The sequence below is a fragment of the Endozoicomonas sp. Mp262 genome (assembly GCF_025643335.1).
Classification (GTDB): domain Bacteria; phylum Pseudomonadota; class Gammaproteobacteria; order Pseudomonadales; family Endozoicomonadaceae; genus Endonucleibacter.
On sequence record NZ_CP092489.1, the window covers coordinates 3,757,176 to 3,780,846 of the forward strand.

Here is a 23,671-nt window from a genome sequence, read left to right on the forward strand (position 1 = left end):
CGTGAGCCGACTTTTTAAGACTCCTGACCAGAAGGTAAGGAATCATGAGTGTCCTGATAAAAAATGCGACATTGGTGAATGCGGATACCAGTGAGCGGGCAGATATACTGACTCGCAACGGTATTATCGAAAAAATAGCATCAGAGATTGAGCCTTCAGAGGTGGGGGGCGTGGAAGGCGGCCTGACAGAAATTATTGATGCCGCCGGGCATTATGTGATTCCTGGCGGCGTTGACGTACATACCCACTTTAATATTGATGTGGGCATAGCGACCAGCTGTGATGATTTTTACAGTGGCACTGTATCGGCAGCCTGTGGTGGTACCACCACTATTGTGGATCATATGGGGTTTGGCCCGGCAGGTTGTTCCCTCCATCACCAGCTTGAACGGTATCATGAGTTTGCCCGGGACAAGGCCGTTATAGACTACAGCTTTCACGGCACCATTCAGCATATTAACGATGGCATTCTTAGGGAAATGGAATCCATGGTGCAGGAGGAAGGGATTTCCAGCTTTAAAATCTATCTTACTTATGATTTTAAGCTGAATGATAGTGAGATACTTGCCGCCCTTGAGCGTTTAAATCAGCTTAACGCGCTGACCTGTGTGCACCCTGAGAATGATGGTGCAATCCGCTTTCTCAAAGAACGTATTCTCGGTCAGGGATCAAATGCACCTATCTATCATGCGCTGAGCAGACCGCCGGAATGTGAGGCAGAAGCAGTGGGTCGCATGATCAACCTGGCGACACTGGCGGGTGATGCACCCATTTATATTGTTCACCTGTCCAATGGTATCGGGCTTGAATACATTCGACAGGCCCATCAACGTGGGCAAGCGGTATTTGCGGAAACCTGTCCTCAATATCTGTTACTGGATATCAATAAATACAACACCATGTCGGATCAGGTCAGTATTGCCAGTCATCCTTATGATGAAGGGCTTAAATACATCATGAGTCCGCCGCTCCGGGATCATTACCATCAAAACCAGCTCTGGCAGGGAGTGATAGACGGAACCATCAGTACACTGGCTACCGACCACTGTGCATTTACCCTGGCACAGAAAAGGGCGGGACGGGATGGTTTTCAGTATTGCCCAAACGGTATGCCCGGTGTAGAAAACCGGGTGCCCCTGCTCTTTTCTGAAGGGGTTATGAAAGATCGCATTTCCATCAATCACTTTGTTGAGCTGGTCAGTACCCGTCCTGCGCAATTGTTTGGTCTTTATCCCCGTAAGGGACTGATAGCTGAAGGCGCCGATGCGGATCTGGTGATTATTGACCCCACCAAAGAAGTGACCTTGAGCCAGGGTCTCATGCATGGTGGCTCTGATTATTGTCCTTACGAGGGAATCAAGCTGTTGGGGTATCCGGTAATGACGTTATCAAGAGGGAGAGTCATTGTCCGGGATGGTCAGTTTATTGGCAGGCCGGGACATGGGCGGTTCCTGCATCGTCAGCCACTTAATGAATGTTACCGTTACTGGGAAAATGGGGAATAAATGAATGTCTGTTGGATACCCTCAGGAACGTCTGGATGCCAAAGCCAAGGTAACAGGGCGTTGTCGTTTTACCGCTGATCTGGCTTTACCGGGTACACGCATAGCCAAATACCTGCGCAGCACCATTGCTCACGGCAAAGTCGTGGGGATTGATGTTTCGGAAGCCCTGTTAATAGCGGGTGTAGAAGCGATATTTACCTATGCTGATGTGCCAAAGAAAGCCTTTGCTACAGCAGGGCATGCATTCAACCTTGATCCTGAATCCCGTGATAAGGCAGACCGGCTGCTGCTCACGGACTATGTGCGTTATCACGGTGATGAGATTGCCATCGTCGTAGCGATAGATGAGTTGGCTGCCAGAAAGGCATTAAAAAAAATTAAAGTCACCTATGAAGAGTATCCGGTGATTCTTGACCATGATCAGGCGCTTAATGGTCAGGCGTCTGAGCTGCATGGGAACAGCGGCAATATCGTGGGGGAACATGGTTATGAATGCGGTGATGTAGCGCGGGCTGTTTCAGAAGCGGATCACTGCCTTAAGGGCCAATTCAGAACCCAGATGGTGCAACACTGCCATATGGAAAACCAGGTTGCCTGGGCTTATATGGATGATACGGATCATATTATTATTGTGTCATCTACACAGATTCCCCATATCTGCCGTTGTATTGTCAGTGAGGCGCTGGATCTTCCCATAAGTACCATTCAGGTTGTCAAACCCGCTGTGGGTGGTGGGTTTGGTAATAAGCAGGATGTTGTGCTTGAACCGATGGTGGCCTTTCTGACTCAGAAACTGGAAGGCACTCCTGTAATGATTGATTTATCCAGAGAGGAGTGCCTGACCAGTACACGGATTCGACATCCGTTCCGGGTTGATGTGGAGTGTGCTGTAAACGAGGGCGGGCAGCTTAAGGCTCTGGCCATTGATGTATCCTCCAATACCGGTGCCTACGCTTCCCATGGCCATTCCATTGCCAAGGCGGCAGGCTCGAAAGTGGTACCCTTATATCCCAAGTCTGCCATTGCCTATCATGCCCTGACCCATTACTCCAACCTTCCAGCAGCAGGTGCCATGCGTGGTTATGGTTCACCGCAGCTGGTGTTTGCTGTTGAGTGCATTATGGAAGATGCAGCCAGAAAAATAGCGATGGATAGTATTGATTTTCGTCTGAAAAATGTTGCCAGAACAGGTGATATCAACCCATTGACCGGAAAGGTCATTGAGAGTGCAGGCATTGAAGAGTGCCTGATTAAAGGTCGGGAGCAGTTCCGCTGGGAGCAGAAAAAACAGAGCCACCGGTCTTATAAGTCCGGTAATAGACGTCGGGGTCTTGGCCTTGCCTGTTTTTCCTATGGCAGTGGCACTTATCCGGTATCGGTGGAAATTGCAGGCGCACGAATGGTGCTGAATCAGGACGGACGGGTCTCTGTTCAGGTTGGAGCCACAGAAATAGGGCAGGGGGCTGATACGGTGTTTGCCCAGATGGCCGCAGAACAGCTGGGTATCCCTACCTCTGAAATTCGTATGGTATCGACGCAGGATACCGACACGGTTCCCTTCGATCCGGGTTCCTTTGCTTCAAGGCAAACCTATGTTGCTTCCCGGGCAGTGGCTGAGGCCGGTACACTTCTGAAAAAACGCATACTATCCCATGCCAGCGATATGCTGGAAGTAAGCACTGATCAGCTGACCCTTTCCGAAGGGGTTATTATCAGCCCCGAAGGCACCCGTTGTTTAACCATCGGGGAACTGGCCCTGGATGCCTACTATCACAAAACCCGTGGTGGGCAGCTGACCGCAGAGGTATCCCGAAAGGTGACTGCCAATGCCTATTCCTACGGTTGTACCCTGGTGGAAGTAGAAGTGGATATTGCCCTTTGCCAGGTTTCTATCCTTAATATCCAGAATGTTCACGACGCAGGTACCCTGATTAATCCCGCCCTGGCGGCCGGACAGGTCTATGGTGGTGTGGGCATGGGTATTTCCGGTGCACTCAGTGAAGAGTTGCTGGTGGACCCGGCATCAGGATGGATCTACAACAATAATCTGCTGGATTACAAAATTGCCACTATGGTGGACACTCCTGATATTTGCTGCGCCTTTGTTGAAACCTGTGAACCCACCTCGGCCTTTGGTAACAAGTCACTGGGGGAACCGCCTTTGATCTCGGTGGCTCCGGCCATCAGGAACGCCATTCTTGATGCCACCGGAGTTGCCATAAACCAGCTGCCCATGTCGCCTAAAGCGTTATTTACCGCATTTCGCTCTGAAGGTCTTATTTGAAGGAGATCAGGGATGTTTCCCATAGAACAATATCATCGTGCCACCAGTATTGGGCACGCTTGCAGGTTATTGGCAGATTACCCGGGCAGTAAGCTTATTGCGGGAGGGACCGATGTTCTTATACGGCTTCGTGAAGGTAAGCCCGGCTTCAGTGCGCTGATTGATATCCATGGTTTGAATGAGCTGACAAATATAAAGAAAGCATCAGATGGTACCCTGCATATAGGTTCGGGTGTCAGCTTTTCACAGCTTATTAGCTATTTACGAAAGGGGCGGCTATTGCCAGCACTGGCTGATGGTGCATCGTCTATAGGTGGCCCACAGGTGCGTAATATGGCAACCCTGGGAGGGAATATCTGTAACGGTGCGCCCAGTGCTGACAGTGCTGCCCCCTTATTGGTATTTGATGCCCAAGTCACCCTGCAAAGTCTTAGAGGTATCAGGCATGTTTCCGTGGAAGCCTTTTACGCCGGGCCGGGCAAGGTTCATCTTGAGCCTGATGAAATGGTGACCGGTTTCTCCATAAGCCCTGAAAGCCAGCAGGATACCGGAAGCTATTTCTATAAATACGCCATGCGGAAAGCCATGGATATTGCCACTATTGGCTGTGCCGCTGCCTGTCGTTTAAAAGACAACCGTATTCAAAGCCTGCGTCTTGCCTATACGGTGGCTGCTCCTGTTCCCAAGCGCTGTCACGTGCTTGAAGAACAGGTGACGGGGCAGCCCGTTTCCGGAGAATTGATTGCTGATATCGCTTCCAGGGTGCTTGAGGAGCTTTCACCAAGGAACTCATGGCGTGCCAGCAGGGATTTCAGGGAGCATATTATCCGAACCCTTGCCCACCGGGTGGTTACTGAGGCCATTGTGAGAGCTGGAGGCCAGCTGGAGAACAGAGTATGAAAGAAGTTATTCAATGCCAGCTGAATGGCAAAGCGGCAGAACTGGTGGTGGATATTCGCCAGTCACTGATGGATGCCTTGAGAGTCCACGGCCTCAATGGCTGTAAGGAAGGCTGCGGTGTGGGTGAATGCGGTGCCTGTACGGTATTGGTGGACGATGTGCCAATAAATAGTTGTATCACCCTTGCAATACGTACTGAAGGAAAATCCATTCGCACGATTGAAGGAGAAAGTGTAAAGGGTGTGCTGTCGCCAGTGCAGCAGGCCTACGTTGATGCAGGTGCAGTGCAGTGTGGTTTTTGTACACCCGGACTGGTGATGAAGACCACGGCATATGTTGAAAGTTTGAATAAAGCAGGCTGTTGCCAGAATTCAAAAGACATCAGCCGGGACGATATCCGCCGTGAACATGCGGGTAATTTGTGTCGATGTACGGGTTATCAGACAATCGTGGATGCGGTTGAGAAGGCCATAGATGGGAGTGTGGCAAAACCCTGAATGTTCTCTGCCGTCATCCTGTACAATTCCTGTATAGGATGACGGCATCGAATCTATTTCAGACTTTTGTCACAGTCACGACTGCCGGGAGCCGCAAAGTCCAGCGCAGCGCCCGGGGGTATGACATATACGGGCTAAGCTGTCATTGGAAAATAAGGAAGATCTGTCCTGTTATTTAATGGGTTCTCATTACTGACCGTTATTTTTTGCTCGTCTGTTGCCTGTCGTGAATGACTGGGCGTCTGGTTAAAACGCTTTCTGTAAAGTTGGGTAAAATAGGACTGGCTATTAAAACCTGACTCCAATGCGATATCGATAATGCTTTTATCAGTATTAACGAGTTGGGTGAAAGTCTCATATTGACCACAACTAAACACTGCCACCTTTCTCTGGGAATGGTATGACATTGCTTGTAGCAGCCTTGGTGACTTTCCCGCAATAAGTTGCAGCAAATAACTTCCAGCCATTTTCAAACCAGTGGCTCTGAACTAATGACCGAAGCGTCAATACGCCCTGACCACCCGGATTTCGCCAGCGCATACCTGAGCACTTCATCCGCTGGGTAACCAAGGTTTTACAGGCTGCCTCTACCACACCAGAGCCGATCGGAAGGTTATTCGACAAGTGTTCAGCATAGCGCATACGCTGGCGATTTTTTCTGAAATACTCCAGCTCGGTCTTTAATTTTGAGCGGCGCGGATGCTTTTTATGCTGATAAGCCAGGGCTTTAATAATGCGCTCAACCCCATCGAGTTCCTCTTTTAGGACGTGTCGGTAAGTGACAAACTTTTCTTTGGACTTGATGCTGTTTTCTCCATAAGCCTGGTCAAATGCTTTCTTCAGGTGATCGGCTGCGTGGTAGTAATCAATAACCTCAACACCCGCTGGTAGTTCCTGGGAAAGGTATGACCAGTTGTCCTTGGCGCCATCAGCGACTTTGACCAGTGACAGCTGTGGCTTTTGTCGCAACGCTTCTTGCAATAGTGCTGACAAAGACTGCTTGAGTGTGAGTTTTTTAGTTTCTGGCATTCGTCCTATGCGGACTGTTGATAAACGCTCCCCCTGTTGATCGTAAAACGACAAAGTTCCGCAACTGGCCTCCTTGCAACCTGTTGGCCCTTGAGTCCGTTTGCCTTCAGAAGCGCTCCTGGCTCGCTTTTCTACTCGTTTGCCATCTTTCATGGGCAGCATAACGCCATCCAGGGAGGCGGCTACTGTGACCGCATTGGTGGGCACGTTAAGTTTCTCAATAAGCATCTCTTCAAAAGGCTCACGGTGCTGTTCCCACTGAGTATTAAATTGCCTGGGGAAACGAGCAAGACTGCTTTCTGAGGGAGACATACCTCCCATGAGATCAAGGAGGCTTTTTGCTTCACCGGGAGACATTTGAGCAACAACCCAGGCAGCTTGCTTTGCAGCCCGAGGCGTCCAGAAGCCTTCCACGATCCCGGCTTTCAACTCCATGGGCACGATACACGGCTCTTTGCCGTTACGGTAAAGTGTTCGCATAACCCGGACTGAACCAACCGCTGTCTGGTAGGTTTTATAACTGCGCAACACCTGCTTATAAGTGATCCCGCTGACCTCAATAGCTGGGGTATCAATATCAAGCTCAGCCAGCGCCTCTGCTAAAAAATCTTGCTGAGCTTGATTAAAGAGAGCATTAACGGTCTGCTCAAACTCTTCAAAGTGCCTGATAGGATTGCCAGACTCTCGCAGAGCCTGCAATTGGTGGCCTAACCGTTGAATCGCATCACAAGAAATGGTGGCGGCTTCAGTCCGTAGCTGACATACTTCCATGGGGCGGCCTCTCACTGGCAAGGTGTTGTGTGCTATCAACATCATACCTGTGATTGGCTGCCTTCTGTTTAAGCATTGAAAAAATAGCTGCCTACTACTTTCCCCGGTTGGCAAGCTGAAGAAGCTCGGTCAATTTGAGACTTTCACCCAACGAGTTGGTTATAGGCGTATTGCAATCGCATTTCATTAATCCAGGCTTTTGGTGTCGTTCTGTAAATTTTATTAAAGAGGCTTTTAAAGCTGCTTAGACTGGTATTAAATTCTGATGCAAACTGCTCAAGACTCCAGTTCTTCCGGTAATTCTCATTCATAAACCGTCTCAACCGACGGGAAGAGCTGCTACCGATCCACTTTAATGTTTGTTCAAAATGCTCTCCCTGGGGTTGGCTTAGCATCAGCAAAAAGATTTCTTCCACTTTTAAGGCAATCAGATGAGCATTAGCCGGTGATTTTTCAACAATATTGTTGGCAATTAGAATAATGGCGTGTTCCAGTAAGTGATTGATATGCAACTGGTTATAACCATAAACTTGAAAGCTGTTCTCACGATTAAACAGAGCACCATACTTTTCAATTAAATGTGTAATAAAATTCACTGACAGAGAGATAAATATCAATTGACAGGCATCTTCGTTTAGTTTTTGTTTATTCGATAAAAGATAAGTGCCAGCCGGTAACAAAACGGGATTATGTTCGTTAATTGTTAGCTCAAAATCCGGACCGGAAACATTGATTGTTCCAGTTGCTACCATAACCAGAGTTTCTGATGTCAGGCTTTTTTCACAGGTGCCCAGAAGCTCCTCTCTTTTCACTGTCCCAACATTAACAAGTTCCAACACAACTCGTCCCCTTTTTAATAGACCCGTTTTAGCTCTGGTATCATGCTAGAAAAAGAAAAATAAACAGGGACTTACTGGCGGGGATTTTCAGTGTAATACCTGATATTGGGAGAGGTCGAAAGGGTTTGTTGCTTATCTTGCTAGGTATTTTTTCTTGCCCTGTGCTTGTTTTTTTATTCAGTGTCTTGGCTTTGTTAAGGAATGATGACACTGGCGTTGGCTGCCACGTCTATAGACATTGGGGGAAAAAACTAAAATTTATCGCCTTATTCTAAAAGAAACTTGTTGGTTTGCCTTTTAAAATTCGTTCTCTTTAAATCCCTAATCGCCCTTTTTAGTACTTTTGACTGCCTTAAGAGGTGAACTCGTGAATATCACTATCCAGCAACTGTTTCCATTAATTATGGAGCAGCAAGTGCAGTCAGAAGCCATTGGAGAAAATCATTACGTCATTGAAATTAATAAAGAGCTATCGGCTCAGGTTATTACCGGCAGTCAACAACTATGGCTGATAACAGAGTTGGGTTCCTGGCTGGAAAATAACCAGTCTCTTGAAACTGATCAGGTTGCAAAAGTTCTGCGTACTATGCTGGCTAATGCGGCTGGATATGAAGAGAGTGTGTCGATTGATGAAGAGGGTAAGCTTCTGCTTCAGCGCTGTATTAAATTCACAGATTTGACAGAAGATGAACTGATTGACGCTTTTTATAGGCACGGGACATTTGCTACTTATTTGTACCCACTGCTGGAGCGGAAGGAGTCGATTACCTGGCAGCACCATGGATTTATTCGCCCATGATTAAAACGTTTACCTGGATACAGGCGGCAGTATTTGTTTTATTCGCTTTCTCTGGCTCAGTACTGGCTAAACTCCCCGGTGCTTCCCGGCCTTTTGAATACTATGCCAATGGTGAACCGTTAACAGATGTTATTAACAGCTTTGCTTCTAACTATAAAATTTCGGTGACAGTAAGCCCGGCTATCAAAGATATCGCCAATGGCAGCTTTAAAAGTGTTCGTGCAGAAGAGTTCCTGAATCAAGTCAGTAAACTCTACGACCTGACCTGGTATTACGATGGAAAAGTGCTCAACCTTTCGAAAAATCATGAGGCACAAAGTCGCTTATTAACGCTTAAAAGCCTGAAGCCCGCTGAGCTTGAAAAAATGCTTAAACGGGCAGGTATGTGGGATGAGCGGTTCCGTTGGAGAGAACTGTCTGATCAGGGGGTGTTATATCTGTCAGGCCCTCCCGGTTTTGTTAACCTGGTCAGCCAGACGGCAGAATTTATTGATCGTCAGGCGGTTGAGCAGGGCAGTAATAGCCTGGTCATTGAAATTTTTCCACTGAAGCATGCCTCCGCCTCTGACCGTCAGTATCAAATGCGGGACAAGAAAATGTCATCGCCTGGGGTGGCGAGTATCCTCAAGACGGTGCTGATCAGTCATCAAGAGCAACCCGTTGCCAGCCAGGTGGCAGAAAGCAAGACATCTGTAGGGAAAGAGCAAAAAAGTCGGCAGGCAAGTACTGCGGTTACTCGTGCCCCTAAAAGTGCAAGGATAGAAGCGATACCTCAGATGAATGCCATCCTGATTCAGGATAGCCCCGAGCGAATGGCTCTTTATCGTACCTTGATAGCTGAATTGGATCAGCCACAGTCTCAGGTTGAGATTGGCCTGTCTATTATTGATGTTAATGCGGGCAATCTGGATGAGCTGGGTGTTGACTGGAACTTTAGCCATAATCTGGGTGGTGGCAATAGTCTTGAGTTTGTTACTCCAGGTGGACTGGATCCAGTTACGGTGGTAGGAAGCAATATCACCAACTTTGTTTCCAGAGTGAAGCTTTTGAGCCAGAAAGGTAAGGCTCGCATTGCCTCAAGACCTGCTATCCTGACTCAAAACAACACTGAAGCAGTATTGGACTTTAGCAGTACATTTTATGTTCCCCTGCAGGGTAAGGAGGCCGTTAAGCTGGAGTCCGTTGACTATGGCACGGTTCTGAACCTTCGCCCGCGTATTGTTGAAACGCCCGGGAAAAAACAGGTGGCGTTGAAAATTCATATTGAAGACGGTGCCCAGGCATCCAATGACAAAGTATCCGGTACACAGCTGCCTTTGGTTAACCGGACGATGATCGATACTTTGGCCACCATTAATGAAAATGAAAGCCTGCTGATTGGGGGGTATTTCCGGGATGTTGTCATTGATGGGGAAAATAAAATTCCGGTTTTGGGCGACATTCCCTTACTGGGTAAATTGTTCAGAAGTAAAAGCCATAAAGTGGAGCAGACCGTCCGGCTGTTTCTATTGCAACCGAGAATTCTGGAGCCGGGCAAAATGAATAATGTAGCCGATCATAGTGAAGAGCAATTGTTGCTGGGTCAGAGCGTGATTTCTGGTGAGAAACTGGATATCCCACCCCGTAAGGTGGTGAAAGAAACTAATCCTGAAGGAACCGCCTGTTATCCGAACTCTGTGGCTGGTACCTTGAAGGCACTGTTAAAATCCCAGGGATATCCTGTTCAGGAAATGGGATGTACAACCGCTGACGGAAGCCAGGGATTACGTATCCTGTCGGGTTCGGCAGCTCATGCAAGCTAGATGTAAATAATCAGGCTGTAGTGTATAGGCGATCCGGTAACAGCAGAATGCAGAGTATGAATAACAGTGTCTGGAAACTGAAAATATTATCTGGCCCTCATCAGGGCACAGAGCTTCAGTTGCCCTGTGGGAAAACGACGCTGGGCAGTGATGACCTCGAGGCAGATCTGGTACTCAAGGGGAGTGATTTAGCGCCTGTCCATCTTTTGCTGGATGTGACCGATCAGGGACAGTTACTGGTTTCCCTAATGGCTGATCATGCTGCAATGGCTATTAATGGAGAAACCTGTAAGCAGGGAACTGTAGAAATTATAGAGGGCACTGTTGTTTCAGCGGGCGGAGTGGATTTGGCGCTGACATGCGGTGATCACCCATGGCCTGAGCTAAAGCCTTCCCGAGATGAACAGAGCCGGTCTGTGCCGTCTGCTGAAGTGGTTACTAACGAAATTGATGACAAAGTGGAACTGCCCATCAATAGGCTAGGCAAGGCGTTTAATGGAGCAGGAGTAAAGCGATTATCACGGATTATTGCCATACCTGTGCTGCTTATTATTGTCAGTGTGTTCTGGTTCAATGATAACCATGTAAAAGCCGCTAAAGATGTGGTGTTATCACCGCTGGAAAAAAGCCAGCAGCTGACAAGGCAGTTGAATTTAACCGATGTTGCCATGACCTGGAATAAGGGTAAAAGAAGGGTTGAGCTGACCGGGTATGTCAATAGCAAGCAAGATAAAATCGAGCTGACAAAACAGCTAAAGGCCTTGGGTATTCGTTATAAAAGCCGGATTAAAGTCATGAACAGTATTATCCGGTCTGTGGATTTTGCCCTTGATGAAGTGGGCTATACCCATATTGATGTTCAGGCGGGTAAGAAACCCGGCACTGTGTTATTAACCGGCACTGTCAGCGATCGGAGTCGCTGGCAGGATCTGGAAAGAATACTGGATAATGATATTCCTGGACTGAAAGCCTGGAAGGTGGATTTCAGTGATAGAGAAAATAGAATCAAGGCCTTTAATTTAATGTTGGCAAAGGCTGGCCTGGAAGGGCGGCTCCAGCTGAAAAAGGTGAATGGTTCCATAAAGGCGCTGGGTTTATTAGAACCGAAGGAACTTCAATCCTTTTATCAGGCTGCCGAGGCATTCCGGCAACAGTATGGGTACACACCAGAACTGTCGGTATCCCCCAGAAGACTGGCCACTGGCAAGTTGCCGGTTAAGGGCGTGAACCTGGGAGAGGTGCCCTTTCTGGTGATGGCTGATAATCAGAAGTATTTGGTTGGCGCTAAACTACCCAATGGTTATCGGATTAAAGAAATATCCCGGAATGGTGTGACCCTGAGCCGGGGGGCAGATACCGTTTTTTTCTCGCTGGATACCTATGCCAATGACCAAAGATACACTCTTAATGACCACTCTTGAAGAGCAGCTAAAACAGGATGCGACAGGTCATTATCAATTGAAGCTACTTGATCAGCTCAATCATGAAGGGATGAGGGTTAACCGGATACTTAATCAGGGGTGTCGACCCGATGAGTACAAGCGGTATAAAGCATTAAGTGAGGCTTTGGCAGCTGCCGGAATCATTCTTAAGCAAGCGGTATATAATTTGAGTGACTCTAAAGGTTATTAAGCTTTTGGGTCAGGTTGATTGCATTGATTATTCATAAGGAGTAAATGATATGGCCGATACAGCACCAGCAGGTATTTATTACAAAGACAGTAATGTTAACCTGGACGCGGCTGTGAATGCGGCGAAGAAAGCTGTCGAAACTGCCGATGCAGATGTTGCCGAAAAGCTTAAGGCGCTGGAGACCGATACCGGCGGCAAGCTGGATCCGGCAGCATTGGCCAACGTTCAGCATGCCCTGAACCAGTGGTCTATATCCTATAACCTGGCGGCCAGTACTAACCGCTCTATTAAAGACCTTATGTCCGGCATTATTCAGAAGATCTGATTATGGATGTAGAACTGCGTCGTTTATTAGTGGAAACAGCTTTTGTGGGCGCAGGTCATGGCCTGCACCAGGAAGCTGAAACCATCCTGAAAGCCCTGGAACTGAATGAATGTCAGCCTTTACCCATAGCCATAGGGAGAGTTTTGACGCTGATTAGCCAGAACCGGCTGGATGAGGCAGGTAAAACACTGGTGCCGTTTATCAGCGAAACGGAAGGAGCCTGCGAGGCTGATGCTTTTATGGCGCTGGTTAATTTAAAACAGGGTCAGTTTCGCTCGGCAGAGTTCTATCTGCAGCGGTGTGAACGTGCCGGAGGAACCCTGGCGGAGATGGCAAGCCATTTACGCCAGGACTTTAAAGGAGGCGGTGGTCCTTATGGTTTCTAGTATTGGCAATAAATCTCCAGGGGTATTACCACCCGGATCCCCTGAAGATGTATTTCAATCTGGCCGGAGAGCTACTTCCACACCATCAGTAAACTCCCGTGATCAACAGGATTTTGAAAAATTGATGGCTGGTCATGTACCTGCCGCAGCTGAATATCATTCAGAAGTAGCTTCTCCGTCGGCAACTCAGGAAGATGTCAGAAAATTCCAGGCTAACATGTGTGTGGATGCACTCATGAATAACCGAATTGAGGTTGAAAAAGAGCAATGGTAGGTACTGAAGGTATTTCTGCTGTCACCCAGTCAGCCCTGGAGCTGACAGATAGCTCAAGCCAGGTTGATGAAGTGGCAGTGGAACAGTTTGAACAGGCTTTTGCTGGAAACCATGGTGATAGTCTGGGGCAGGATGTGATTGAGGGATTGGGCGATATTCGGGAGTCCTATAATCAGAAAGTTGAGTCCATTACCCAGAGTGCCTCTGAACTCAGTAGCCCTGCTGAAATGCTGCAGTTGCAGTTTCAAGTAAGCTCCCTGACGTTACAGCAGGATTTGCTGGCTAAAACGGCAGGTAAGTCAAACCAGAATCTGGAAACATTGCTGAAAATGCAGTGATTAATGTAAGGAAGTAATATGAGGCGTTTGGCCTGTATGCCCACCCTGCACGCCCCGCTTTTTGCCTCCAGGATCGGGGGGAGAGGTTTTTTTCATATAAGGCAGCTTTGTGCCCGACCGGTGACATTATTGCTGTGTGCAGTACTGTTGCTAACCGGCTGTAAGTCCGAGTTATATAGCGGCCTTTCAGAAAAAGAGGCCAATGCCATGCTGGTATTGCTCCAGAAGCACCATATCAGTGTTGATAAGGTCACAGTTAAAGGGGGAAAGGTGACCATCAGGGTCAGTAACAGTGACCAGGCGGAGGCCATCAGTATTCTCAATCGGGCAGGCTTTCCCCGGGAACAGTTTGATACCGTGCCCGGATTATTTCCCCAGGACACGCTTATCAAGTCTCCTTTGGAAGAACAGGCCCGATTTACCTATGCCAAAAGTCAGGAGTTGGCGGCAACGCTTGCAGAAATTGATGGGGTGTTGAGTGCCAGGGTTCACCTGGTTTTGCCTCATTCCGAGAACAAAAGAAATAAAGGAAATGAAATAGATGAGGCTTCGGCATCGGTTTTTATCAAGCATAATGCCAGTGTTGAGGTGAGTGGCTATACCCCGCAGATCAAGCTTCTGGTTAGCAAGGCAGTGTCAAGTCTAAAATATGATAATATCAGTGTGGTTTTCTTTCCCAGCGATAGTGCTGCGGATCTGGCGCCCGAAAAGAGTTGGAATGAATTCCTGTTTATTCGAGTGGAAAAAAGCTCCAGCACTGCTTTTATTATTCTTATTCTATCGCTGATTGGCTTGATATTAGCCATTCCCGCAGGTTTTTTCTTCTGGTATCAACGGCAGAACAGACAACAGGACAGCCATGGATAAGGCCGCATTTGCTGCTTTGACTGATAGTGAGCACTGGCCGAGGATTCATGACTTTAACTTTCGGCCATTGACTTATATCCAGCAAGGCTGGTTTTCTGAGTTAAGGGTTGATACTGAGCTTGTTGAGGTTTTTAGTCAGTGTCCGGATGAAGGCAACCAGTGGTTAATAGATAAGTTGGGATTGGGTGAGCAGTGGGTATTTGAATTTCCCAATGCTGTTTCCTGGCTTGCTTTGGCTGATCCCTGTCATTTGCAGCAAATTATCCGTTACTGCGGATTAGCCCGCTGGAATCCTGCCCTTCGGCAAATAATATGGCGGGAGCAACGTGACCGGGTGCGTCAGTGCCTGGGGGATAAGGCCTATGAATTTGCAGTCAATGCAGCACCCTTATTGCTCAGTCAATGGCCAGCACATCTGTTAAAAAAAACAGCGTTGCCCCAGAATGATAATGAGTTGTTGTATGCCCTTGATACCAGTGGATTGGAATTGCTGACAGCACTCCTTCCAGAAAAAAGAAGTGCACTGGCTACTCGCTTAAAACTGAAGTTTCCAGCCTGTTTTGAGGTTTATTTTTCCCAAGGGGAACAGACTCGGTTCAGTGATGATGCTCGTTTATTACAACTGTTAAGGAAAGTGACCAAGGTAGCAACACCCCAATGCCTGTATTTATTGAATTAAGCCCCGACTGTTTTCAGCTAGCTCCCGGCATTAAGGTCTTAAAAGCCGAGGAATACAGCCGGTATCTGGAAGCCGGGAAAATTGTTGAAGCGGCACAAAACCAATATCAACGAATGATTAAGGATGCTGAGAGCATTTATCAGTGTGAGAAACAGCGCGGGTACGAGGAAGGCATTAATCAGGCAAAAGTAGAGCAGGCCTCAGAAATTATGGCAACTTTGGCCCACTGTCGGCAGCGGTTGAAATCACTGGAACCTCAATTGGCACAACTTGTGATGGAAACCGTTAGTAAGGTGATTGGTCAGTTTGATAATCAGGAATTAACACGGAAACTGATAGAGCAAGCATTGCATCAGAATAAGTGCAGTCGGGCTATTTTGAGGGTACACCCGGACAATGCCCAGGTACTAAAGTGTCAGCTGGCAGAGATTAAACAACGTTACTCTGATATGGAATATCTGGAGGTTCAGAAAGATAGCATGGTAGAGGAGGCAGGTTGCATTCTGGAAACTGATCTGGGTAACATTCAGGCAACCCTCTCTTCACAGCTAGCGGCCCTGGAGCATGCGGCTAGCCGACTGTAGCTTATTCGGACTGGTGTCTCGAGGGTGTTGCGACACCCTTTCTGGGGTTATCGCAAAACTCAGTTAAGCGTGAAAAACCGGGAGTTGTCTCTCTTTCTTTTCACCACAGAGACACCGAGGACACGGAGTTTTCATGCTCTAAAAACAATAAGCCTCTGTACTCTCTTTGCCTCTGTGGTGAATCAAAACATCCTTCGAGACACCCTTTCTTGCTGGGAATGTATACCGGTGTTTCAGTATATTCAATCACTACATTATAGAAGATGGATACCGTCTTCTTTTATGGTAATCAGACGTTTTTTATACAGGCCACCCAATGCCATTTTAAAGCTGCGCTTACTGGAGCCAAAGACTTTTTTAATGGTATCGGGTTCGCTGCGGTCATTAAAGGGTAAAAAACTGTCATTATTCTTTAGGTTGTCCAGGATTTTTTGCTCCAGCTCATTGATACCTGCTTGATTAAATCCCGGTTTTTTCAGGCAGAGATCCAGTTTTTTATCAGGTCGAACCCGTTTGATATAACCCTGGAATTTCATTCCCATCCGCACTGGCTGATCCAGATCCTGGTGAAATAGAACACCCATATATTGATTATCAACGATAGCGGTATAGCCTATATCTGTTTTATCACAGATCATCAGGGATACCTCCTGCCCGTTACGATAGCGGTGAGGTTGAGTGCTAAGAAATTTATTGATTTTTGAAGACGCAACCATTCGATAGTTTTGCTTCTCCTGATAAACATATACTGTATAAAAGCGGTCTTTTTCCATTCTCTCCTTCTGTTCGCTGAAAGGTACGAGCAGGTCTTTTGGCATGTTCCAGTCGAGGAATGCACCTACCCGGTTTGTGTCTGTTACCTTAAGGCAGGCAAATTGCCCTGCCTGGGCTTTTGGGCGAAGGGTTGTGGCAATAGGGATATCATCCGAATCAAGGTAGATGAATACATCCAGCTCATCGCCAACTTTGCACTCTTCAGGTACGAAACGGCGGGGCATCAGGATATCTTCCAGTAGTCCTCCGTCAAGAAAGGCACCAAAGTCTAATAGGTTAACAACTTTTAAACGGTTTACTTGGCCGATTTTCGCCATGGTTAAGCCTGATTAAGTTAGGAGGAGGCGGAGTATAATGCCTATTGCTGTTTATCACTACATGACTATTGTCTTTCGTAACAGCAATCAAATGATAGTCATAGGGTTGGGCTAGTGTAATAGTGGGGTCTGTAGGAAAAAGCCGAAAAAAATGAGTCCTTTATTATTAAAAATCCAGGTAAAAAAGTAAGCAAAATCAGCCGGTTGGACTACCATTGCTTGGTGGGAGGCATGCTTATACATCACCGCTTACGGGAGAAAATATACAACCATGGATACTGTGCAGAAGAAAAAAAGTGCGAAGGAGCTTTTTCGTCGTTTGCTTTTCTTGGTAGTAATTGACATCCCTCTGGTGTTAATCTCATACAATGTTTATGCAACCCTTCCCTGTTGCGCTAAAAGAGTTTATACAAATACAGGCAATAAAACAAAAATAACAGGTTGTCAAAAAGTAATTAATTGCCTCTACGCTGATTCTGGCATAGTGTTTCTTACAGAAAATCTCGAGCCGAGGTTAGACAATACGTCAGGGTATTGTCATTATTGTTGCCCGACTCCAGTGTATGACAAGGCGGGGCGGCGTATCTCTGACAAGCCGGTTTCAATTGAGGGTGATAGCCAGCTAAAACTGTTTATAGGTATTTTTTATCAACGAGTTATAAATGATTTACTTGATAAACTGTTTAAGGCTGGCAGCCAAAAGAATTATCACATTCATCCCGAGGGCTATCTCGATAAGTGGCTAATGCCTCTGACAAGAAGAGATGATCGTTTTTATCCTGAAATGTTGATATTTCCCCATCAAAACATTAATAATCTGCTGGACGCAAGTCAACAGGTAGTACCTTTGAGACTAGATGACGTCTTTCCTTATTGCGGCGATAATAACAATCACTATCTGTGTACGGGACAAAAATCAGGAAAGCTAGAAAAACCAAGGGGTATGAGCTGACGCCCATGTAGAGTAACCTGTATGGTCCTAACCTCCGTACAGTTACCGTAGTCGTACATGGAAGACGTCAGCTCATTAGCCCAAGAGCTTAAAGCTCATCTCCCCTGGCATCAAGCCCGGATTATATTTCTTGCCCAGTTCATACTTGCTCTCATAAGGGCACGCTCCTGCAACCTTTGCCGTGTGGCAGAAGAGTTCCAGAGCAAAGCGCTGGAAGACTCCAGCTATCGGCGCATAAAACGATTTTTTTCAGGCTACACATATTGCTATGAGCAGCTCGGACGGTTGATTTTACATTGGCTGAGTCTCACCACCTACACACTCTGCATGGATAGAACTAACTGGAAATTTGGCTCTCATCACGTCAACTATCTGGTGGTTTCAATTGCCTGGCAGGGTGCTGCCATTCCTATCGCCTGGGTATGTCTGGATAAGTCAGGCGGCAACTCTAATACCGCCGAGCGCATAGCCATCATGAAGAGAGTGCTGGCGTTGATCCCGGCAGACAAGATTGATGAACTGCTCGCCGACCGGGAGTTTGTTGGCCGTGATTGGTTTAAGTGGCTGGATGAGCAAGGCATTATCTGTCAGCAATTCCCGCAAACCAGATTCCGGCTGGCACATTTTCAGTTAATTAAAAATGATTTTATCGCGGATGAACAGAGCCAGACTGCTGCTATATCGGCAGTCGGTTTTAATGACAGGTAACACAGGTCACAGGGCTAACATCAACGCTCTATGTCGTATCGACAGTCAGCAACTTCAAGCTCACACTTCGCCCTTCAATGATAGCTGTAAATACGTCTGTCCAGTTATCAATGCAGAACCAGTCAAACAGCCCTCGTATGGCATGCCAGAATGCCTTTTTAGACTTTTTTATCTTGAGCGCTTCCTGGAAGAGCTTGCAAGACAGTTGTTCTATCTGGTTGATGAGGAAGGCCGTAAAAGTCAGGCATGCCAGATTGCTGGCCAGATGCTGCTTTCCGTGCCCGTAATTGTGTTCGAGATGGTAGCCCTGTGTTTTCAGTGTATTGAACGTTTCGTTTTCAATTTTCCATTTAGCGCGTGCTCCTCGCATGAATTTATTCACGTTCTCGGCTGAAAGCTCAATGTCCGTGACCCAGGTGTTGACGTACTTCTTGTTGCCCTCTGGATCAATTTCTATATATTCGAGAAAGTTAACCAGCACATCCGGGTGTGACTTGTTAATGGGGGCACCATTCACAAACCGGAACCAGTGCGTAAACCCTTTATCATCGGTATATTCATAGCGCACCACTTTGTCTGCACAATCCAGCTCATCGACGGCCTGGTATAACGACTCATGGGTTGAATCCTTTGCCACCATAATGAAGCTATAGCCAAAGGACTTTACCAACTTGATGGTCGGTCCATCTGAGTACAGGTCATCAAAAGTCAGAACCAGTGGCAGGTGCGGATGCTCTCTGGATAAATTCGCCAATAGCCGCTTGAGCGCTACCTTCTCACAATCATTCTTTGACGCATCAACTTGTTTGATGATGGGTTCAGGCATTAAAGGTAATACTTCTTTCTTGCCCGGCTTTACCAGACAGCAGGCCAGTAACTGATGGTAGTATTGCGGATTTTTGCTGCCTGGCTTTTTTACACAACACTCAGGACAACTAATCTTCCCTGAGCAAAAGTGCCCCGTACCATCGATAGGCGCAAGATACCCTTCCTCAAAATAAGTGAACTGCTTAAGCCGCCCAGATCGTTGCACAAAGGCAAACAGGCGGGTAAAGAACTTCCTTAAATAGCGTGTTTCGATAGGGTCAATCAGATCCCTCAGATAGGTATCACTGGGGACACAGCTGACATTGTACATCGACTTTAAGTTCTTGAGCCTATCTGGGTTATTGACACAATCCTGATCAAAAGCCAGTAATGAAGGGTATTTCAGGTGCATGACTGCCAGGCCACTCATGACCGCATCATGAAGGACAATTTTGTCATGTTGGCTTTTCTTGCGAAAGTCTGGAATTTGACCCGCTTCATCAGAGACTATTTTGAGCAGTTTTTCAGCAATGGTTCTTGGTTTCGTTAGCGGCACAACATGAGCATCGTTATTATTATTGTGGTGAAATTCTACCGGATAGTCTGCGATTTTAGCAAGAGGCTACCAAGCTACAGCCCTTGTTATTAAGGGCTTTAATCAAGTCTGCGGGAATTGCTGATTATCTGTCGGCTTCGAATAAAGGAAGACACTCCTGTTCTTGGTAGCTGTGGTAAAGACATTAATGCCAAACAACTATTCAGGAATGTAAAACTCAATCAGACAGAAACTTGGTTCACCAAGCGTAAAGTATCTGGTGTCTGTTTATATATCGCTGCCAGACGCACGATAAAAGGTCTTTTGATTGTAGTGGCAACGAAGAAACCTGAAACTATGATCGAAGACTATTATAAGCGCTGGTCTATTGAGACTCTGTTTGGCTGCCTTAAAAGCAGGGGATTTGACCTTGAATCGACTCATATGACTGAGCTTGACCGTATGGATAAGCTGATGGGGGTTCTTGCACTGGCATTTGCCTGGTGTCTGATAGCAGGGCATTGGAAATACGGGGAAGCGGAAGGGCTGCCTCTCAATAAGCACTGGCGACCAGCCAAAAGCCTGTTCCGACTGGGGTTGGATATGCTCCGAAGAGTTTTGAAGAATGGATGTTCAAAAAGTGATCAGATTGATTTTCAGATTTTACTTAAAGTTTTGTCCCGTACATAGAATCACTATATAACCGTAAACTCGCATTATTTCACAGGGGCAATTTTAACGGTACCTAAAAAAGCATGTGAAGATAATATCGAAGGCTACAACCAGCAAGTAGACGTGATTGAGGCAGTACCATCAGGGGTTCAGAAAATAGAGGCTACCCCTAACGAATTAGTGCCAGAGATAGTGAATATTAGGAACAGTGTTGTGAAGGCGATCGCCCTAACATGCTTGGGGGTGCAACGTATGTTTTTTAATGCCTGGAATATGAACATGGATGACCCGAAGGCTGGTTGTCCATATTGTCGGGGAATCGGCAAGGCTCTGATGGCTAGGTTGTATCAGTCTTTGAAACATCGTAGAGCAAAAAAAGACGACGATCAAAACGCAAAGATCATCAGAGAACTTGGAGACTTGCTTTATTTTGATTGTTCGCATTTCCTGGAAGAGGGGATAGTTTTATTAGGAGAATGTCAGAACCTCTATGCTATTCTGGACGGGCATGAAGAAATGTTTCTAGATCAGCTATATTTAGACAGGGTTTTGTATGAAGAGTCACTGCTAGTACACAGTGAAGAAGAGGATAAAGAACCAGCGTTTAAGGGGTATGCTGATTTTGATAAACGGCTTTCCTCATTTCAGGGGAGTGCTGATAATCAGGGGTGGGGTGAAGGTTTACCTGCTCCTCATATCCTGTCTGACGCAGGACTGTTTTGGACTAGGACGGGGGACACTGTCCGATGCTTTCATTGTGGTATTTGTCTGTTTAAATGGATTCCTGATGATAATCCAATAGAAAAACATGCTTGTAAGTACCCTAAGTGTGGCTTCCTTCAGGGCTATGCGGATCGTCATGGACAGCATCAGAGTTACCAAAATGGTAAACAACAGTTTGATAAGATGCGGAGTAAATACTTGGAGATGGAACCTATAGATGGAGATGAAACTGCAGATGGAAGCTTATAGACCATGATATGAGCTATCGCTAGTGCACTAAGGAGTATACAGCCAACACCACGTTCCCGGTGTCTCGCCGGGAATTCATTCGTGTGCTTCACTTATGCTTAACTGAACTTATTGTATTAATGCCAGCGCCTCCCAGCGCTAGGATCAAAGGGTTGAATAGGGATATTCTTTCACTACAGTATGGCTATTTTTTAAAAGGTTTCAGCTTCAGGTTTTCCAGATGCCTGTTTTTCCAAAGGTCGTAGCTAATCTGAATATCCATCCAGTACTTGGCTGATGTTTTGGTTGTTAACGATAACCGGTAGGCCAGTTCTGCATCCACCGGCTTTTTCTGCAATAAAAAGTCGGATAGCTCTTTTTCAGGGATGCCCAGGGTTTGAGCGGCATCAGTTTTCTTAAGATCCAGGTCTATCATGTAGTCATCATAAAAAATTTCGCCGGGATGCTTGGGGATGCGCATGAACTAATCACCAATATTTTTATTATTAATAACTGTTAAGATAATAAAGATAAATACAAATGTGAATGTTCTAATTTCTACTTAAGGAGCACTGTTATGGGGTTTGAGGTAGCAACCATAGTCTTTGTTGTGCTGATAGGTGTGTTGATTGCCAGAGGAGTCAGGATGGTTCCTCAGGGTTTTCAGTATACGGTGGAGCGCTTTGGAAAATACACCCGCACACTGCCTTCCGGGCTTCATATTATTATCCCCTTGATTGATGGTGTTGGACGTAAGGTTAATATGATGGAGCAGGTACTGGATATCCCTCCCCAGGAGGTTATCTCTTCTGATAATGCTCAGGTTACCACCGATGCTGTTTGTTTTTTTCAGGTTCAGGATGCGGTTAAGGCGTCTTATGAGGTTAATGACCTGCCCAGGGCCATGCAAAATCTGGTTATGACCAATATCAGGGCTGTGCTGGGTTCTATGGAATTGGATGAGATGTTATCAAACCGGGACCGGATTAATGGTCAGCTGCTTACCAAGGTGGATGAAGCCACTGATCCCTGGGGGGTTAAGGTGACTCGAATCGAGCTTAGGGATATTGCGCCTCCTGCCGATCTGGTTGAGTCGATGGCCAGACAGATGAAGGCAGAACGTGAAAAACGGGCTCAGATTCTTGAGGCTGAAGGCTCCAGGGAAGCAGCAATTAAGGTGGCTGAAGGGGAAAAACAGGCACAAATTTTAAAGGCTGAAGGTGAGCTGGAAGCTGCGAAGAGAGAGGCTGAAGCAAGAGAGCGGCTGGCAGAAGCTGAAGCGAAAGCGACGGATGCGGTTTCCCAGGCGATTGCTGAAGGTGATTCCCGCGCTATCAACTATTTTATTGCCCAGAAATATGTTGATGCCTTGAAAGATGTGGCGGCAGCAGAAAACAATAAAGTAATTATGATGCCTCTGGAGGCAGGTAGTGTCATTGGCTCCCTGGCAGGAATCAAGGAGCTGGTGGGAGAGGCGACCTCACATAAAACCCGGGAGAGTTAATGGAGTTTTTGAATACCATTCAGCCATGGCATTGGCTAATCATAGCGTTTTTACTGTTAGGTGCTGAGGCGTTAGGGGCGGGCGGTTTTTTACTGGGTAGTGCTGCGGCAGCTTTTTTAGTGGCAGGCGCTATAGGGTTGTCATCGGATCTTAGCTGGGCATGGCAGATGGCATTGTTTGGTCTTTTTAGTCTGCTATTTACCATTGCCTACTGGAAATTTTTCAAAAACCTCAATGAGCGTAGCGACCATCCAGAACTGAACAACAGGGCCTCTCAACTTATTGGGTGTATTTTTGAACTGGAGCAGGATCTGCCTAACGCCCAGGGTCGGGTTCAGCTAGGCGATACCTTCTGGAAAGTACAGGCCAGTAAGCCATTGGAGAAAGGGACTTTGGTAGCTGTTACAGGGAGTCATAATATGACGTTAATCATTGAGGAGCGAGGGCGATAAATTCCTGTTTGATGATTAAAGGAACTTTTTTACCCGGTTGATTCGAGCCAAGAGGCTGTTTGAAAAATAGCTTCTTGGCTTTAATGGTCTGAATTAGCTTATAAAAAAACTGATTTTATCCAATCATACCAAATATCTATTATTTACCAATCTATGGCTTACGTTGGCCAGGCTGTTTCCTATAAAACAGGAAGCCTGACCCTGCTGGATTTAAGAAAAGAACTGGCGGATCACCTGGGAGTCGATGAAGCTAATATTCCTGTGAAAGATATGAAGGAGTTCCATCATAAAATCCTTGAGCTCGGTGCATTGCCTATGGGAGTGCTGCAAGCCAAGATCAGGCGCTGGATCGGGTCTATTAAATCTTAAACCCAAACTGGTTTTGGCTTAAAAACAGGCTTGCTATCAGGGGCTATTGTTATTCATAGCCCCTTGCTATTTCATGCATTCTGCGGGGTACGAAGTGCTCCTATGACTCAAAGCAAAAA

Annotated in this window: 27 protein-coding genes and 1 pseudogene; 22 read left to right on the forward strand and 6 right to left on the reverse strand. The window is 46.6% G+C overall.

The window, feature by feature from the left end; genetic code table 11:
- Positions 1-44 precede the first annotated feature (44 nt).
- Genes hydA through MJ595_RS16340 form a run of 4 tightly spaced genes read left to right on the forward strand, consistent with a single transcriptional unit; the run spans position 45 to position 5,186 of the window.
- On the forward strand, positions 45-1,505 hold the full coding sequence (gene hydA / locus MJ595_RS16325) for a dihydropyrimidinase (RefSeq protein ID WP_263079038.1): 1,461 nt from the start codon (positions 45-47) through the stop codon (positions 1,503-1,505).
- Between the two features lie 4 nt (positions 1,506-1,509).
- On the forward strand, positions 1,510-3,789 hold the full coding sequence (xdhA, locus tag MJ595_RS16330; RefSeq protein WP_263079039.1) for a xanthine dehydrogenase molybdenum-binding subunit XdhA: 2,280 nt from the start codon (positions 1,510-1,512) through the stop codon (positions 3,787-3,789).
- A 12-nt stretch (positions 3,790-3,801) separates the two neighbouring features.
- Positions 3,802-4,689: a xanthine dehydrogenase FAD-binding subunit XdhB gene (gene xdhB / locus MJ595_RS16335; RefSeq protein ID WP_263079042.1), complete on the forward strand. Its 888-nt coding sequence runs from the start codon at positions 3,802-3,804 to the stop codon at positions 4,687-4,689.
- Positions 4,686-5,186, forward strand: a complete 501-nt coding sequence (locus MJ595_RS16340; RefSeq protein WP_263079043.1) for a 2Fe-2S iron-sulfur cluster-binding protein — start codon at positions 4,686-4,688, stop codon at positions 5,184-5,186. The genes xdhB and MJ595_RS16340 overlap by 4 nt, the downstream gene beginning before the upstream one ends.
- Before the next feature lie 134 nt (positions 5,187-5,320).
- On the opposite strand, the pseudogene MJ595_RS16345 reads toward MJ595_RS16340, so the two are convergent.
- The 3 genes and pseudogenes from MJ595_RS16345 to MJ595_RS16355 form a co-directional block, all read right to left on the reverse strand.
- Positions 5,321-5,527 (reverse strand): annotated as a pseudogene (locus MJ595_RS16345) (AraC family transcriptional regulator); the annotation flags it as partial.
- Positions 5,528-5,555: 28 nt separating this feature from the next.
- Positions 5,556-7,031, reverse strand: a complete 1,476-nt coding sequence (locus MJ595_RS16350; protein WP_263079044.1) for a hypothetical protein — start codon at positions 7,029-7,031, stop codon at positions 5,556-5,558.
- Positions 7,032-7,129: 98 nt separating this feature from the next.
- Positions 7,130-7,825 carry an AraC family transcriptional regulator gene (locus tag MJ595_RS16355; RefSeq protein WP_263079045.1) on the reverse strand — a complete coding sequence of 232 codons (696 nt, stop codon included), beginning with the start codon at positions 7,823-7,825 and terminating at the stop codon, positions 7,130-7,132.
- 367 nt (positions 7,826-8,192) lie between these two features.
- Between MJ595_RS16355 and MJ595_RS16360 the strand changes: the two genes are divergently transcribed.
- From MJ595_RS16360 to MJ595_RS16410, 11 genes are read left to right on the forward strand one after another with little or no spacing between them, the layout of a single operon-like run.
- A complete protein-coding gene (locus MJ595_RS16360; protein WP_263079046.1) occupies positions 8,193-8,624 on the forward strand; it encodes a hypothetical protein in 432 nt (143 codons plus the stop codon).
- Positions 8,621-10,426 (forward strand): type III secretion system outer membrane ring subunit SctC, encoded by a 1,806-nt coding sequence (gene sctC, locus MJ595_RS16365; protein ID WP_263079047.1) that lies wholly within the window; start codon positions 8,621-8,623, stop codon positions 10,424-10,426. The genes MJ595_RS16360 and sctC overlap by 4 nt, the downstream gene beginning before the upstream one ends.
- A gap of 56 nt (positions 10,427-10,482) precedes the next feature.
- The gene (gene sctD, locus MJ595_RS16370) at positions 10,483-11,847 is read left to right on the forward strand and encodes a type III secretion system inner membrane ring subunit SctD (RefSeq protein WP_263079048.1); all 1,365 of its coding nucleotides are present in this window, start codon (positions 10,483-10,485) and stop codon (positions 11,845-11,847) included.
- Positions 11,834-12,058: an EscE/YscE/SsaE family type III secretion system needle protein co-chaperone gene (locus MJ595_RS16375; RefSeq protein ID WP_263079050.1), complete on the forward strand. Its 225-nt coding sequence runs from the start codon at positions 11,834-11,836 to the stop codon at positions 12,056-12,058. Before sctD ends, MJ595_RS16375 begins: the two co-directional genes overlap by 14 nt.
- 49 nt (positions 12,059-12,107) lie before the next feature.
- Positions 12,108-12,383: a type III secretion system needle filament subunit SctF gene (gene sctF, locus MJ595_RS16380; protein WP_263079051.1), complete on the forward strand. Its 276-nt coding sequence runs from the start codon at positions 12,108-12,110 to the stop codon at positions 12,381-12,383.
- A 2-nt stretch (positions 12,384-12,385) separates the two neighbouring features.
- The gene (locus MJ595_RS16385; RefSeq protein ID WP_263079052.1) at positions 12,386-12,769 is read left to right on the forward strand and encodes a hypothetical protein; all 384 of its coding nucleotides are present in this window, start codon (positions 12,386-12,388) and stop codon (positions 12,767-12,769) included.
- Positions 12,759-13,043 (forward strand): hypothetical protein, encoded by a 285-nt coding sequence (locus MJ595_RS16390; RefSeq protein ID WP_263079053.1) that lies wholly within the window; start codon positions 12,759-12,761, stop codon positions 13,041-13,043. The genes MJ595_RS16385 and MJ595_RS16390 overlap by 11 nt, the downstream gene beginning before the upstream one ends.
- Positions 13,037-13,381, forward strand: a complete 345-nt coding sequence (gene sctI, locus MJ595_RS16395) for a type III secretion system inner rod subunit SctI (protein ID WP_263079054.1) — start codon at positions 13,037-13,039, stop codon at positions 13,379-13,381. The genes MJ595_RS16390 and sctI overlap by 7 nt, the downstream gene beginning before the upstream one ends.
- Positions 13,382-13,417: 36 nt before the next feature.
- Positions 13,418-14,248 carry a type III secretion inner membrane ring lipoprotein SctJ gene (sctJ, locus tag MJ595_RS16400; protein ID WP_263079055.1) on the forward strand — a complete coding sequence of 277 codons (831 nt, stop codon included), beginning with the start codon at positions 13,418-13,420 and terminating at the stop codon, positions 14,246-14,248.
- The gene (locus MJ595_RS16405; protein ID WP_263079056.1) at positions 14,241-14,927 is read left to right on the forward strand and encodes a Yop proteins translocation protein K; all 687 of its coding nucleotides are present in this window, start codon (positions 14,241-14,243) and stop codon (positions 14,925-14,927) included. Before sctJ ends, MJ595_RS16405 begins: the two co-directional genes overlap by 8 nt.
- Positions 14,906-15,511: an HrpE/YscL family type III secretion apparatus protein gene (locus MJ595_RS16410; RefSeq protein ID WP_263079057.1), complete on the forward strand. Its 606-nt coding sequence runs from the start codon at positions 14,906-14,908 to the stop codon at positions 15,509-15,511. The genes MJ595_RS16405 and MJ595_RS16410 overlap by 22 nt, the downstream gene beginning before the upstream one ends.
- 254 nt (positions 15,512-15,765) lie before the next feature.
- Here MJ595_RS16410 and MJ595_RS16415 read toward each other — a convergent pair whose 3' ends face one another.
- Positions 15,766-16,602 carry a S1-like domain-containing RNA-binding protein gene (locus MJ595_RS16415; protein ID WP_263079059.1) on the reverse strand — a complete coding sequence of 279 codons (837 nt, stop codon included), beginning with the start codon at positions 16,600-16,602 and terminating at the stop codon, positions 15,766-15,768.
- Between the two features lie 271 nt (positions 16,603-16,873).
- On the opposite strand from MJ595_RS16415, the gene MJ595_RS16420 reads away from it, so the two are divergent.
- Positions 16,874-17,554, forward strand: a complete 681-nt coding sequence (locus MJ595_RS16420) for a hypothetical protein (protein WP_263079061.1) — start codon at positions 16,874-16,876, stop codon at positions 17,552-17,554.
- Positions 17,555-17,611: 57 nt separating this feature from the next.
- Entirely contained in the window at positions 17,612-18,262 is a 651-nt protein-coding gene (locus MJ595_RS16425) for a hypothetical protein (protein WP_263079062.1), read from the forward strand.
- Positions 18,263-18,290: 28 nt separating this feature from the next.
- Here MJ595_RS16425 and MJ595_RS16430 read toward each other — a convergent pair whose 3' ends face one another.
- On the reverse strand, positions 18,291-19,625 hold the full coding sequence (locus MJ595_RS16430) for a transposase (RefSeq protein WP_263078000.1): 1,335 nt from the start codon (positions 19,623-19,625) through the stop codon (positions 18,291-18,293).
- A 117-nt stretch (positions 19,626-19,742) separates the two neighbouring features.
- On the opposite strand from MJ595_RS16430, the gene MJ595_RS16435 reads away from it, so the two are divergent.
- Together MJ595_RS16435 and MJ595_RS16440 are read left to right on the forward strand one after the other, a co-directional pair.
- Positions 19,743-20,294, forward strand: a complete 552-nt coding sequence (locus MJ595_RS16435; protein ID WP_263079064.1) for a transposase — start codon at positions 19,743-19,745, stop codon at positions 20,292-20,294.
- 105 nt (positions 20,295-20,399) lie between these two features.
- Complete coding sequence (locus MJ595_RS16440) at positions 20,400-21,248, forward strand: hypothetical protein (RefSeq protein WP_263079065.1); 849 nt, start codon at positions 20,400-20,402, stop codon at positions 21,246-21,248.
- Positions 21,249-21,432: 184 nt separating this feature from the next.
- Here MJ595_RS16440 and MJ595_RS16445 read toward each other — a convergent pair whose 3' ends face one another.
- Positions 21,433-21,708: a HigA family addiction module antitoxin gene (locus MJ595_RS16445; protein ID WP_263079066.1), complete on the reverse strand. Its 276-nt coding sequence runs from the start codon at positions 21,706-21,708 to the stop codon at positions 21,433-21,435.
- 96 nt (positions 21,709-21,804) lie between these two features.
- On the opposite strand from MJ595_RS16445, the gene MJ595_RS16450 reads away from it, so the two are divergent.
- From MJ595_RS16450 to MJ595_RS16460, 3 genes are all read left to right on the forward strand, one after another.
- Positions 21,805-22,731 carry an SPFH/Band 7/PHB domain protein gene (locus MJ595_RS16450; protein WP_263079067.1) on the forward strand — a complete coding sequence of 309 codons (927 nt, stop codon included), beginning with the start codon at positions 21,805-21,807 and terminating at the stop codon, positions 22,729-22,731.
- The gene (locus MJ595_RS16455) at positions 22,731-23,183 is read left to right on the forward strand and encodes an NfeD family protein (RefSeq protein WP_263079069.1); all 453 of its coding nucleotides are present in this window, start codon (positions 22,731-22,733) and stop codon (positions 23,181-23,183) included. Before MJ595_RS16450 ends, MJ595_RS16455 begins: the two co-directional genes overlap by 1 nt.
- Before the next feature lie 153 nt (positions 23,184-23,336).
- Positions 23,337-23,552 (forward strand): DUF885 family protein, encoded by a 216-nt coding sequence (locus MJ595_RS16460; protein WP_263079071.1) that lies wholly within the window; start codon positions 23,337-23,339, stop codon positions 23,550-23,552.
- The last annotated feature ends 119 nt before the right edge of the window (positions 23,553-23,671 follow it).